The organism is Actibacterium sp. (assembly GCF_055134745.1).
Window position 1 is genome coordinate 23,096 of the sequence record NZ_JBSRVX010000020.1, and the last position, 12,315, is coordinate 35,410.

15 protein-coding genes are annotated in these 12,315 nt (G+C 62.4%); 6 read left to right on the forward strand and 9 right to left on the reverse strand.

The genetic code is table 11. From position 1 onward, the window contains the following. Positions 1-67: 67 nt before the first annotated feature. The 3 genes from ACTCHC_RS04205 to dgcN are packed head-to-tail and all read right to left on the reverse strand — an operon-like array spanning position 68 to position 2,914. Positions 68-928, reverse strand: a complete 861-nt coding sequence (locus ACTCHC_RS04205) for a D-amino-acid transaminase (protein ID WP_463021215.1) — start codon at positions 926-928, stop codon at positions 68-70. A gap of 9 nt (positions 929-937) precedes the next feature. Continuing rightward, positions 938-1,903, reverse strand: coding sequence for an N-acetyl-D-Glu racemase DgcA (gene dgcA, locus ACTCHC_RS04210; RefSeq protein WP_463021216.1), 966 nt, complete (start codon positions 1,901-1,903; stop codon positions 938-940). Between the two features lie 9 nt (positions 1,904-1,912). Then, complete coding sequence (gene dgcN / locus ACTCHC_RS04215; protein WP_463021217.1) at positions 1,913-2,914, reverse strand: N-acetyltransferase DgcN; 1,002 nt, start codon at positions 2,912-2,914, stop codon at positions 1,913-1,915. 202 nt (positions 2,915-3,116) lie between these two features. Here dgcN and ACTCHC_RS04220 point away from each other — a divergent pair, with 202 nt between their 5' ends. The 3 genes from ACTCHC_RS04220 to ACTCHC_RS04230 all read left to right on the forward strand — a co-directional run bounded on the left by ACTCHC_RS04220 (position 3,117) and on the right by ACTCHC_RS04230 (position 6,410). Then, positions 3,117-4,073: an L-malyl-CoA/beta-methylmalyl-CoA lyase gene (locus ACTCHC_RS04220; protein WP_463021218.1), complete on the forward strand. Its 957-nt coding sequence runs from the start codon at positions 3,117-3,119 to the stop codon at positions 4,071-4,073. A gap of 182 nt (positions 4,074-4,255) precedes the next feature. After that, positions 4,256-5,215 (forward strand): acetyl-CoA carboxylase carboxyltransferase subunit alpha, encoded by a 960-nt coding sequence (locus ACTCHC_RS04225; protein ID WP_463021219.1) that lies wholly within the window; start codon positions 4,256-4,258, stop codon positions 5,213-5,215. A 121-nt stretch (positions 5,216-5,336) separates the two neighbouring features. Next, positions 5,337-6,410, forward strand: coding sequence for a DMT family transporter (locus ACTCHC_RS04230; protein WP_463021220.1), 1,074 nt, complete (start codon positions 5,337-5,339; stop codon positions 6,408-6,410). 91 nt (positions 6,411-6,501) lie between these two features. Here ACTCHC_RS04230 and ACTCHC_RS04235 read toward each other — a convergent pair whose 3' ends face one another. Genes ACTCHC_RS04235 through ACTCHC_RS04250 form a run of 4 tightly spaced genes read right to left on the reverse strand, consistent with a single transcriptional unit; the run spans position 6,502 to position 9,416 of the window. Further along, positions 6,502-7,107 (reverse strand): pyridoxamine 5'-phosphate oxidase family protein, encoded by a 606-nt coding sequence (locus ACTCHC_RS04235; protein WP_463021221.1) that lies wholly within the window; start codon positions 7,105-7,107, stop codon positions 6,502-6,504. Further along, on the reverse strand, positions 7,085-7,843 hold the full coding sequence (locus ACTCHC_RS04240; protein ID WP_463021222.1) for a lysophospholipid acyltransferase family protein: 759 nt from the start codon (positions 7,841-7,843) through the stop codon (positions 7,085-7,087). Before ACTCHC_RS04240 ends, ACTCHC_RS04235 begins: the two co-directional genes overlap by 23 nt. Next, on the reverse strand, positions 7,843-8,748 hold the full coding sequence (locus ACTCHC_RS04245) for a cell division protein FtsX (protein ID WP_463021223.1): 906 nt from the start codon (positions 8,746-8,748) through the stop codon (positions 7,843-7,845). Before ACTCHC_RS04245 ends, ACTCHC_RS04240 begins: the two co-directional genes overlap by 1 nt. After that, entirely contained in the window at positions 8,745-9,416 is a 672-nt protein-coding gene (locus ACTCHC_RS04250; RefSeq protein WP_463021244.1) for a cell division ATP-binding protein FtsE, read from the reverse strand. Before ACTCHC_RS04250 ends, ACTCHC_RS04245 begins: the two co-directional genes overlap by 4 nt. 158 nt (positions 9,417-9,574) lie before the next feature. Here ACTCHC_RS04250 and ACTCHC_RS04255 point away from each other — a divergent pair, with 158 nt between their 5' ends. Continuing rightward, positions 9,575-10,384 carry a zinc-ribbon domain-containing protein gene (locus ACTCHC_RS04255; protein ID WP_463021224.1) on the forward strand — a complete coding sequence of 270 codons (810 nt, stop codon included), beginning with the start codon at positions 9,575-9,577 and terminating at the stop codon, positions 10,382-10,384. 9 nt (positions 10,385-10,393) lie between these two features. Here the strand turns inward: ACTCHC_RS04255 and mobA are convergent, their stop codons facing one another. Next, complete coding sequence (gene mobA / locus ACTCHC_RS04260) at positions 10,394-11,005, reverse strand: molybdenum cofactor guanylyltransferase MobA (RefSeq protein ID WP_463021225.1); 612 nt, start codon at positions 11,003-11,005, stop codon at positions 10,394-10,396. An 82-nt stretch (positions 11,006-11,087) separates the two neighbouring features. On the opposite strand from mobA, the gene ACTCHC_RS04265 reads away from it, so the two are divergent. Together ACTCHC_RS04265 and ACTCHC_RS04270 are read left to right on the forward strand one after the other, a co-directional pair. After that, positions 11,088-11,810, forward strand: coding sequence for an AzlC family ABC transporter permease (locus tag ACTCHC_RS04265; RefSeq protein WP_463021226.1), 723 nt, complete (start codon positions 11,088-11,090; stop codon positions 11,808-11,810). Then, positions 11,807-12,139: an AzlD domain-containing protein gene (locus tag ACTCHC_RS04270; protein WP_463021227.1), complete on the forward strand. Its 333-nt coding sequence runs from the start codon at positions 11,807-11,809 to the stop codon at positions 12,137-12,139. The genes ACTCHC_RS04265 and ACTCHC_RS04270 overlap by 4 nt, the downstream gene beginning before the upstream one ends. A 28-nt stretch (positions 12,140-12,167) precedes the next feature. Here the strand turns inward: ACTCHC_RS04270 and ACTCHC_RS04275 are convergent, their stop codons facing one another. After that, a complete protein-coding gene (locus ACTCHC_RS04275) occupies positions 12,168-12,302 on the reverse strand; it encodes an aa3-type cytochrome c oxidase subunit IV (protein WP_463021228.1) in 135 nt (44 codons plus the stop codon). Between the last annotated feature and the right edge of the window lie 13 nt (positions 12,303-12,315).

Sequence of the window (12,315 nt, forward strand, 5' to 3'; positions counted from 1 at the left end):
TTCTGGTTTCTTTTTCGTTAAAATATCTTCGGGGAGCGCGAGGGGCAGACAGCCCCTCGCCCTGGCCTCACATACCGGCCTTGCGGCTTTCGTCCAGATAGATCTCGCGCAAGCGCAGGGCTACCGGGCCGGGCTTGCCCGTGCCAATGGTGGCCCCGTCGATTTCCACCACCGGCTGCACGAAGGTCGTGGCCGAGGTGATGAACGCCTCATCCGCCGCTTGCGCCTCGGCGATGGTATAGGGGCGTTCCTCTACGACCATCTGCGCCTCGCGGGCGAAGCGCAGGATGGCAGCGCGCGTAATTCCATGCAGAATTTCGCTGCCCAGCTGGCGGGTAATGATCCGCCCGCCCTTGACGATATAGGCGTTGTTCGACGTGCCTTCGGTCACGAACCCGTCTTCGACCATCCAGGCGTCGTCGCATCCGGCCTTTTTCGCCATCATCTTGCCCATCGAGGGATAGAGAAGTTGCACCGTCTTGATGTCGCGCCGCCCCCAGCGCAGATCGTCGATGGAAATAACCTTTATGCCCGTTTCGGCTGCGGGTGACGACACAAGGTTCTTTTTCTGCGTGAACAGAACGATGGTCGACGGCGTAACCGCCGGGTCGGGAAAGGCGAAATCACGATCGGCGGGCGCGCCGCGGGTGATCTGCAGATAGACACCGCCCTCGGCCAAATCATTGCGCCGCACCAGTTCGCGGTGAATCTCCAGCAATTCGTCCATTGCCACGGGCGAGGCCATGTCCAGTTCTCTCAAGGAACGCTCTAGCCGTTCGGCATGGCCCTTGAAGTCGATCAGCTTGCCGTCCAGAACGCTGGTCACTTCATAGACGCCGTCGGCCATCAGGAAACCGCGATCAAAGACCGATACCTTTGCCTGATCTTCGGGCAGGTATTCTCCATTCACGTAAACGATCCGGCTCATGCTGTTCTCCTATCCCCAAAGCGCCGCGTCGGGCGGGTATACTTTGGCATCATCATAGTGCAAAGGCTGCGCCCGGTCTTCGGCCAACAGAAGCGGGCCGTCAAGGTCTGTGATATCCGCATCCTGCGCCACCAGAACCGCCGGGGCCATCGCCAGCGAGCTGCCGACCATGCAGCCGACCATCACACCAAAGCCCGCAGCGCGGGCCGCGGCGCGCAGGGCAAGGGCCTCGGTCAGACCGCCTGTCTTGTCCAGCTTGATGTTCACCATGTCGTATTTACCCGCGAGGGCAGGCAGCGACGCGCGATCATGGCAGCTTTCATCGGCGCAGACGGGCAAGGGGCGGGCGATTTCGCCCAGCATGTCATCGGCCCCGGCAGGCAGCGGCTGTTCGACCAGTTCCACCCCCAGACGAACCAGATGCGGGGCCAGATCGGCATAGATATCGGCGCTCCAACCTTCATTCGCATCAACGATGATGCGTGATCCGGGGGCGCCTGCGCGCACAGCCTCCAGGCGCGGCATATCGTCCGGCGTGCCCAGCTTGATCTTCAGCAACGGGCGCGCGGCGTGCCGGGCGGCGGCGGCGCGCATGTTTTCGGGGCTGTCCAGCGACAGGGTATAGGCGGTGACAACGGGCCGTGGCGCGGGCAGACCGGCCAGTTGCCAGACCCTTTTGCCCGCCAATTTCGCCTGCCAGTCCCACAGGGCGCAATCAACCGCATTGCGCGCGGCACCGGGCGGCAGAAGGGTTTGCAACCGGGCGCCATCAAATTCGTCCGGCAGGCCCGCGATCTGCGCGGCGACACTGTCCAGGGTTTCGCCATACCGCGCATAGGGCACGCATTCGCCACGGCCCTGTTGACCATCCGCAACCAGTGTCACAGTCAGAACCCGCGCCTTCGTCCGAGAACCGCGGGCGATCGTGAATACGCCCGCGATCGGAAAAATGTCATGTGAAACCGTGATCTGCATATCAGGCTTCTATACCGCCATCAGCGCATCGACCAGCCGCCCGGCCCCCTGCCGGAACGGATCAACAGCGGGCAGGCCCATCCAGGTCTCGACCGCGGACATGTGTTCCAGCGCCTGATCGTCGTTCAGATGCTGGGTGTTGACCGAAATGCCGACCACCTGACAGGCCGGGTTGGCCACCCGTGCCAGGACCAGCGCCGTATCGCGCAGCAGTTCCAGCCCGGGCGGTCGATAGCCGGGCAGGCCACGCATATGCGCCCGCGTTGGTTCGTCACACAGGATCAGCGCATCGGGCTGACCGCCATGGATCAGTGCCAGTGTCACGCCCGAATATGACACGTGGAACAGGCTGCCCTGTCCCTCGATCATGTCCCAGTGATCATCGTCATTGTCGGGGGTCAGCCATTCCACGGCCCCTGCCATGAAATCTGCCACAACGGCATCCAGCGGCACGCCCGACCCGGTGATCAGAATGCCCGTCTGCCCTGTGGCGCGAAAGGTCGATTTCAATCCGCGCGCGCGCATTTCGGCATCCATGGCCAGTGCGGTATACATCTTGCCCACCGAACAATCGGTCCCCACCGCCAGACAGCGTTTGCCGCGCCGCTTGATGCCATTCGCCACAGGATAGCGCATGCCGGGAACCCGGACATCGTGCAGCTTTCGCCCGTTCATACGTGCCGCATAGGCCAGATCGGGTTCATCACGCAGAAGGCTGTGCAGGCCGCTGGCCAGATCGAACCCTTCCTCCAGCGCCTCGATCAGTATCTTTCGCCATGATTGCGAAATCTCGCCGCCCCGGTTGGCGACCCCGATTACAACCGTCTTCGCCCCGGCCGCGCGCGCCTGTGCCAGTGTCATGTCGGGTATCCGCATATCGGCCTGACAGCCCTCCATTCGGATCTGGCCTGCCACGTTTTCCGGCCGCCAGTCGCGGATACCCTGTGCGACCTTTGCGGTCAGCGGATCGACCGCATCGCCCAGAAACAGAATATAAGGGGTCTGGATCATCGCAACGCTCCCACATGGACATGCTGACGGGATCAGTATGGAACCCGGCACGCGAAGTGAGAAGCGAATTCATGCATTTTGGCCGCCGTTACGGCGCCGACAGCACCATGCTGCATCTGCAAACCATTCTTGAAACGAGATGCGCAATATCCTATCAGTGGCGGCAATCTTCCCGAAACTTCCTTACTCAAAGGCGCCCAGCATGAGCTTTCGCATTCAGCCCCCTGCCCCCGCCCGCCCGAACCGTTGCCAGTTGTTCGGCCCCGGTTCCCGCCCTGCCATTTTCGAGAAAATGGCCGCCGGCCCGGCAGATGTGATCAACCTGGATCTGGAAGACAGCGTCGCACCCGATGACAAGCCCGCAGCACGGGCCAATATCATTCAGGCGATCGGCGATATCGACTGGGGCAACAAATACCTGTCCGTGCGGATCAACGGGCTGGACACGCCCTATTGGTATCGCGACGTGGTCGATCTGCTGGAACAGGCCGGCGACAGGCTGGACCAGATCATGATCCCCAAGGTCGGCAATGCGTCGGATGTCTATGCCGTCGATGCCCTTGTCACCGCGATTGAAGCCGCCAAGGGCCGCACCAAACCGATTACGTTCGAGGTCATCATCGAATCCGCCGCCGGTCTGGCCAATGTCGATGCGATTGCCGCCAGCAGCCCGCGCTTGCAGGCGATGTCGCTGGGGGCCGCCGATTTCGCGGCCAGCATGGGCATGCAGACCACCGGGATCGGCGGCACGCAGGAAAACTATTATATGCTGCGCGAGGGCGAAAAACACTGGTCCGATCCGTGGCATTGGGCACAGGCCGCGATTGTGGCTGCCTGCCGCACGCATGGCGTGCTGCCGGTCGATGGCCCGTTTGGCGATTTTTCCGATGACGAAGGTTTCCGCGCGCAGGCGCGGCGGTCGGCCACGCTGGGCATGGTCGGCAAATGGGCGATCCACCCCAAACAGGTTGCCATCGCGAACGAGGTCTTCACCCCCTCGGCCGAGGCCGTCGCCGAAGCGCGCGAAATTCTGGCCGCAATGGAAAAGGCCAAATCCGAAGGCGCAGGCGCCACGGTTTACAAGGGTCGTCTGGTCGATATCGCGTCGATCAAACAGGCCGAGGTGATCGTGCGCCAGTCGGAAATGATCGCGGGCTGACCGCCCCAAGGGCGGCAAGTATGCCCCCGCACCAAGACGACGCCACCTGTCTGCGGGGCAGGTGGTGATCCTTTCACCTATCGGCACCCGTCGACAGATCACATCGCTTTGCATGCCTTGCTTTGTTGCAAATCCCGCGCGCCGCCGTCATATATCCTGCACCAACGGCCCGGAGTCCGCCCATGCAATATCTTGAATTCGAAAAGCCGCTTGCCGAAATTGAAGGCAAGGCAGAAGAACTGCGCGCGATGGCGCTGGCCAACGACAAGATGAATGTCAGCCAAGAGGCCGCGGCGCTGGACAAGAAAGCCGCCGACATGCTGCGCGATCTCTACAAGGGATTGAACGCCTGGCAGAAATGCCAGGTCGCGCGCCACCCTGAGCGGCCTCATTGCAAGGATTACATCGACGCGCTGTTCACCGATTACACGCCGCTGGCAGGCGACCGCAACTTTGCCGACGACCACGCGGTGATGGGCGGGCTGGCGCGGTTCAAGGATCGCCCGGTGGTGGTGATCGGTCAGGAAAAAGGCTCTGACACCAAAACCCGGATCGAACGGAATTTCGGCATGGCCCGCCCGGAAGGCTATCGCAAGGCGATCCGGCTGATGGATCTTGCCGACCGGTTTCACCTGCCGGTGATCACGCTGGTGGACACGCCGGGCGCCTATCCCGGCAAGGGCGCCGAAGAACGCGGCCAGTCCGAGGCCATTGCCCGATCAACCCAGAAATGCCTGCAGATCGGCGTGCCGCTGATCTCGATTATCATCGGCGAAGGCGGGTCGGGTGGGGCTGTGGCCTTTGCCACGGCCAACCGCGTGGCGATGCTGGAACATTCGGTCTATTCGGTCATCACGCCCGAGGGCTGCGCCTCGATCCTGTGGAAAGACGCCGAAAAGATGCGCGAGGCCGCCGCCGCCCTGCGCCTGACCGCGCAGGATCTCAAGGCACTGAATGTCATCGACAAGATCATCCCCGAACCGTTGGGCGGGGCGCAACGCGACGCCAAGACCGCGATTGCGGATGTCGGAAAGGCGATCGCCACCCTGCTGAAAGAGCTGGACGGCAAGGACGCCAAGGCCCTGATCGCCGACCGCCGGCAAAAGTTCCTGGGCATGGGGGCCAAGGGGCTGGCGGCGTAGGAGGGGGTGAGACCGGTCCGAGCCCAAAGCTGCAACCAGCGATAATTTCTGCAGGACATTTGTTTCCGCAATCTCTGGCTTGTGCCCTTGTTGGTTCGGGCTCGCGTGGTAAGCTTTGCCAATGTCGAATTCTCGATCACATCTCTGGCCCGGTGTGCCGCTTGCGCTCGGCGCAGCCATTCTTTTCGGGGCTTCCACCCCGTTGTCCAAATTGCTGATGGGTTCGGTTGACCCATGGCTTCTCGCCGGAATTCTCTATCTCGGCGCAGGCGTCGGTTTGGCGGCGGTCCAATGGGGGCGACCCCGGATCGGGCTGTCCAACGCCGAGGCTGCTTTGGAGAAGTCTGATTTGCCATGGCTTGCCGCAGTAATCCTGTTTGGCGGCATGTTGGGACCGTTGTTGTTGATGCTTGGCCTGTCGCGGACATCGGCTTCATCAGGCGCGCTACTGCTCAATCTCGAAGGTCTGGCGACCATGGCAATTGCATGGATCGTGTTTCGTGAAAACGTCGACCGGCGTTTGTTGCTTGGCGCTGGCGCGATCTTGTTTGGGGCCGTCTTGCTGTCTTGGAACGGGCGTGGCCTTAGCCTCGATACGGGCGGGTTGCTGATCGCGGCGGCCTGCTTGTGCTGGGGAATCGACAACAACCTCACGCGCAAGTTGTCTGCGGCAGATCCTGTTCAGATCGCGATGCTGAAAGGTCTGGTCGCAGGTTGCGTGAATTTCGTTCTGGCGCTTTGGCTTGGGGCGGCTCTACCCGATGCCCGGCTCTTGGCTGCCGGCGCAATAGTCGGCTTTCTGGGGGTTGGGGTAAGCCTTGTGATGTTTTTGCTGGGGCTTCGGCATCTGGGCACAGCGCGAACTGGCGCCTACTTCTCGCTGGCTCCCTTCATCGGATCAACCCTCGCGTTGATGCTGTTCAAGGACGCAATCACCGTTTCTCTGGTGTCTGCCGGTTTGCTGATGGCTCTCGGACTTTGGCTGCACCTTGCGGAAAAGCATGACCACGAGCATCTTCATGAACGGCTGGAACATGATCACATCCATAGTCACGACGACCATCATCGGCATGAGCATGACGGACCGATAACCGAACCGCATTCACACTGGCATCGACACGAACCGGTGCGGCACAAACACGCTCACTATCCGGATTTTCACCACCGGCACAGTCACTCTGACTCCACCTCGTAGCCCAACTAATGTTCAAGCAATAACGTCCGCTCCGTTCCCATCCCGACCATTCGATAGCAAGGCAATCCCAATCAATCAAAACACCCTGCCCCTACCACATCGTCTTTGCCGCCCGCCCCGGCCAGTCGGCATCATAGGCGGCGCCGTCGATCGCGCCCGATGTCATCTCGGTCAGGATATCGCCGGCGCTGGGCAGCTCTGCGCATTCGTCCCCTGCCGTCCACAGCCGCGCACGGATCAGGGCGCGGGCGCATTGGGTATAGATCTGGGTGATGGTGATCACGATCACCGTGCGCGGCAGGGCGTCGCCACGGGCAAAGCGCGCGCGCAGCGCGTCATCGGCAGTCAGGCGGGCCGTGCCGTTCACCCGCACCACATTATTCGATCCGGGCACCATGAACATCAGCGATACCCGCCCGTCGGCGACGATATTGCGTAAAGAATCCAGCCGGTTATTGCCGCGCCAGTCGGGCATCGCCAGCGTGCGCGCATCCAGTTCCATCACCACCGGCCCGTCATCGCCGCGCGGGCTGCCATCGGTGCCATCCGGCCCGACCGTGGACAGCACGCAAAACCGGGCCGCCATGATCCATTTGCGATAAAGCGGGGTCAGTTGCGGGGCCACCTTGCGCAGCGCAGGCGCGCCGGGGGCACTATACAGCACCTCAAGCGTTTCAGTCCGGTCGATGAACTCCATCCGCGCGCTCCATATCAAACCCCGCCTCGGCCATCAGCCGGTTCGAGGCCGTCTCGACATCGCGCTCCAGACGCGCCATGAATCCGGCCATGTCACCGCCCGCCGGAATGGTTGGCAGGAACTCCAGCACCGCCAGCCCCGGCTTGCGATAGATGCCCGTGCGCGGCCAGAAGACGCCCACATTCGTGGCCGCCGGCACGCAATCCTGTCCGATTTCCGCGTAAAGCGCACCGGTTCCGATCTTGTAGGGTTTGCGTATCCCGGGTGCCACACGCGTGCCTTGCGGATAGATGATCAACTGCCCGGGCTGCTGCAGACCGGCCTTTACGGCGGCCAGCATTCCGGTGATCGCCTGCCCCCGTTTGCCCCGGTCCACCGGCACACAACCGATGCGCAGCGCATACCAACCCAGCACCGGCGCCCAGCGCAGCGATTTCTTCATGATGAAGCGCGGGCGCGGCAGCACCGAGCACAGCAGAATGATGTCAAAGAACGACTGATGCTTTGAGGCCACCAGGACCGCGCCAGCCGGCACCGCGCCGCGGATTTCCGACCGCAGGCCGATCATCCAGCGCGCTGTCCAGCGCACCCAGTTGCAATAGGTATGAACGCCCGCAAAGGCCCAGCGGCGCGAGATGACGGCCGGCAGGGTGAAAATCGCCGCGAACACCCCCATCATCGCATACATCTGCCCCACGAAGAAAAGCGATCGCAACCAGCGCCAGCCATGTGCCATCAGGTAATCCCCCGCAGCAGGCGCAGCGCAGCCGTGCGGGTCGCCCAGAACGCCACAACAGCGACCAGCAGCGGCACCAGCAAGGGCCACAGCCAACCCCAGCCCTGAAATCCCAACCCGGTCAGGAACCCGCCCGCAACATCGGCCCCAGGCAGTAACGCAATCCCCGCCATTGCCACGATGGTGCCCGCCGCGGCCCCCTGAACGGCGCGGATGGTGAAACGCCGCACAAAGGCGCGGGCAATATAGACATCGCGCGCGCCTACCAGGCGCAAGACCTCGATCACACGGGTATTGGCGGCAAGGGCGGCGTTGGCCGACAGGGTGATCATCGCCGCCGTCGTCAACGCGATCAGACCGATCGCGACCCAACCCAGCAGGCGCAACCGATCTGCGGCGCGCACCAGGGGGCGACGCCAGCGTGTGTGATCATCCAGCACCGCGCCCGGCGCTTCGGCCGTCAGGCGCAGGCGCAGTGCATCAGGATCATAGCCCTGCGCATCTTCGACCAGTTCGACCAGTTGCGGCAGCGGCAGATCGTCCAGCGGCAGGTTCGGCCCGAACCAGGGCGCCAGCAAGTCGTGCTGTTCGTCCTTGCTCAGCACGCGCGCGGTGGCGACACCGGGCGTGGTGCGCAAAACATCTATCACCGCATCGGTCTGGGTCTGCATCTGGCCCTGGGGGGCTGAAATGCGCACGGTCGCGGTTCGCGCCAGCGCGTCAGACCACCGATCCGCCAGCCGCCCGGCCGCCAGCGACAGCGCCAGCGCGAATACCGCCAGAAACGCCATCGCAGCCGAGGTGAACAATGTCAGGCGAACGGTAAAGCCGGTTGGCGGCACGACCCTGTCGGCCTGAACATCGCCCCGCGCCAACGCGCGAAACCGGTCCAGCGCCGCCCTCACAGATCGGCCCCGGCAAGCTGAACGCGACGATCCTTTATCCGCAACACCCGCGCCGACACCTGCGCCTTGGCGGCGCGGATCAGGTTCAGATCATGCGTGGCAATCAGAATGGTTTTTCCCATGCGGTTCAGTTCCGTCAGCAATTGCAGCAGGCGCAACGACATATCCCAATCTATGTTTCCGGTGGGTTCATCAGCCAAAACCACATCGGGGGCCATCACCACCGCCCGCGCAAGCGCCGCACGCTGGCGTTCGCCCCCCGAAAGCTGCGGGGGCAAAGAAGCGGCCTGGCCGCGCAGCCCGACCCAGCCCAACAATTCGTCCAGATCCGTCTGGGCCACATCGCGGCCGGCCGCAGTCAGGGGAAGTGCCACATTTTCGATCAATGGCAGGTGATCCAGAAATTGGCAGTCCTGATGCACAACGCCGATACGGCGGCGGGCCCGCGCCACATCGTCGCGGGTCATCGTGCCGGCATCACGGTCAAAAAGCCGGACAACCCCGCCGGATGGCCGCAATTCGCCATAGCACAGCTTCAGGAAGGTCGATTTTCCCGCACCCGAAGGCCCCGTCAGAAAATAAAACGATCCCGGCGTCAAACGCAGGTTCACATCCGTCAACAGATCCCCGCCACCATAATTGTGCGAGACGTTTTCCAGTTCGATCACGCCGGTCTCCAAGTCTGACAACAGTGTTGTGCCTGACACGGTGATGGGTTTCAATTGCAGGAAGGTGCATTTCCTTTGAATTTCAAAGACGCATGGTTCAACATGCGCAAAGTCAAGAGTAAGCCCTGCTTGGAACGGCACGGATGGTAGGAACAAGAATGCGGCTGATCTGCCCGAACTGCGATGCCCAATACGAAGTCGACGACGCTGTGATCCCGCCCGGTGGCCGTGATGTGCAGTGTTCCAGCTGTGGCCATACCTGGTTTGAAAGCAGGGCAGACGACACCGATCTGGAACCTGCGGATGCCGAACAGCTGATGCGGGATTACGCCGATGTGAACCCAATCGACGATGATATCGCGCCAGAGCCGCAGGCGGATGATACATACGAACCCGCGCCGCAAACGCCCCCGCGCCCCAAGGTGGACGACGCCATTCTGGGCGTTCTGCGTGAGGAGGCCGAGCGTGAGGTTCAGGCCCGCAAATCCGAAGCGCGGCAGGCCCCGCTGGAAAGCCAGCCCGATCTTGGGATCGAGCCCGGCCCGCGTGGCGGCCTGAAAGAGCGTGTGGCACGGCTGCGCGGGCTTCCACCCGGCGATGAAAACCGCAAATCCGGCAACACCGCGCGCCGCGACCTGCTGCCCGATATCGAGGAAATCAATTCCACCCTGCGCGCCAGTTCCGAGCGCGCCAATGGCGTTGTGGCTGATGGGATGGTTCTGGAAAACACAGAACTGCCACGCAAGCGCAGCGGGTTCGGGTTGGGGTTCGGCATCGTGGTGCTGATAACGGCGCTGATCGTGGGCCTGTATATCCTGACGCCCAATATCATCATCGTCTTCCCGGCATCCGAGCCGGTGATGATGTCATTCGCGACAATCATTGATGCCATCCGCATTTCGGTAAACAGTTGGGTTATGAATGTGGCGACACAGTTGACCGACATGCTGAACGGGCTGACGAAATAGCATCGAGGCCTAGAATAGGCCCGTGTCCGGCTGCAGGGCAGCGCGGGCATTGGTCAGGTCCTGTTCTGTGTTGATGTTGAAGAATTCATCGGGCGTCTGCAACGCAAACTGCGCCGGCACTGCCCCCATTTCTTCTGCCCAGCCCCCCAGACGCCGCACGCCGCTGGCCAGCGCGTGGCGAAGGTCGTCGCGCAGGGAAACAGACCACATACCACAGGTCGGATGAATCCGGCCACCACTTCTGGCCAGCGCAATGGGCGCGGCAGCCTGTTCTGCGGCCAGATACAGCTGTGGGACAAGATCGCAAGGCAGGAACGGGGTGTCGACCGATGCGGTGGCGATGAAATCGGCGCCTTCCGCCGCGGCCCAATCCATTCCGGCCAGGATTCCGGCCAGCGGTCCGGCAAAGCCCGCAACAGTGTCGTGCAGAACAGGGCCCTTGAACCCGTCGAACCGGGCCGGATCACCGTTCGCGCTCAGCGCCATCTGTGCGACTTGCGGCCCCAGGCGGCTGGCGACATGGTCCAGCAGCGACCGCCCGGCCAGATCAATCAGTGCCTTGTCCCGCCCGCCAAGACGGCTGCCACGGCCGCCGGCCAGAATTATCCCGAATATCTGCATCTTGCGACCTCCGGTTTGCTTTGATTGCACATGATGCCCCAAACGCCCTATCTTGTGTCGAATAGTTGAACAGGAGTGTCCAGTGTCACATCCAAGCACCAGCTCTGCGTTCTGGATGGGGTTCCGCGACGGGCTGCCCTTTCTTCTGGTGGTCGCACCATTCGGGTTGCTGTTCGGTGTCGTCGCGACCGAGGCTGGCCTGAACCTGGCCGAGGTCATGGGCTTTACCGTTCTGGTCATCGCGGGCGCATCGCAATTTGCCGCTATCCATCTGATGGCGGAAAATGCCCCGACCATCGTCGTGCTGGTCACGGCGCTGGCGGTCAATCTGCGGATGGCAATGTATTCCGCCGCCATCACGCCCCATCTGGGCGCCGCATCGTTTCGGCTGCGCGCAATTGCGGCCTATTTTCTTGTCGATCAGACCTATGCGCTGGCGGATGCCAAATATGCGCGACATCCTGATTGGCCGCTTCGCAGCAAATTCGCTTATTTCTTTGGAACGGTGGCCCCGATTTGCCCGGTCTGGTATGCGGTGACGCTGGCGGGGGCGCTGGTCGGCAATCGTATTCCGCCGGAATACGCGCTGGATTTCGCAGTGCCGATCACCTTTCTGGCGCTGGTGGCACCGGCCCTGCGCAGTGCGGCCCACCTGATCGCAGCGGCCGTTTCGATTGCGCTGGGGCTGACCTTTGCGTTCATGCCCTATAATGCCGGGCTGTTGCTGGCGGCATTGGGGGCGATGATGGCCGGGGCGCAGGCCGAACTGTTCTTTGCACGACGTGCGGAAAGGCGGGCGGAATGATCGGGCAAAGCACGGCCGAAATCTGGTTCACGATCCTTGCCCTGGGGGCGGGGACATTTGTGATACGGTTCTCGTTTCTGGGGTTGATCGGCAACCGCAAGCTGCCTGAATGGGTGCTGCGGCTTCTGCGCTATACCCCGGTTGCGGTCCTGCCGGCGCTGATCGCCCCGCTGGTGCTGTGGCCAGCCGCCACAGGGGGCAACCCCGACCCCGCGCGCCTGTCTGCGGCCTGTGCCGCGTTGTTGCTGGGGGTGTTGACCCGCAATACGTTGATCAGCATCGCAGGTGGCGCGGCGGTGTTATACGGCGCGCTCTATCTGTTCGGGTAGTCGGGGCCGTTTGCCGTGCGCGGTGGGATCAGCCGTTTACCAGGCCCATGAAGATGATCACCAGAATGGACGCAATCCCCACCCGGGTTGCGAATTTGATGAACCCATCAAAGGTCTTTTCCTGAACGGTGATATCCATCTCGCCATGTTTATGGTCAGCCATGGTGTCGGTCCTT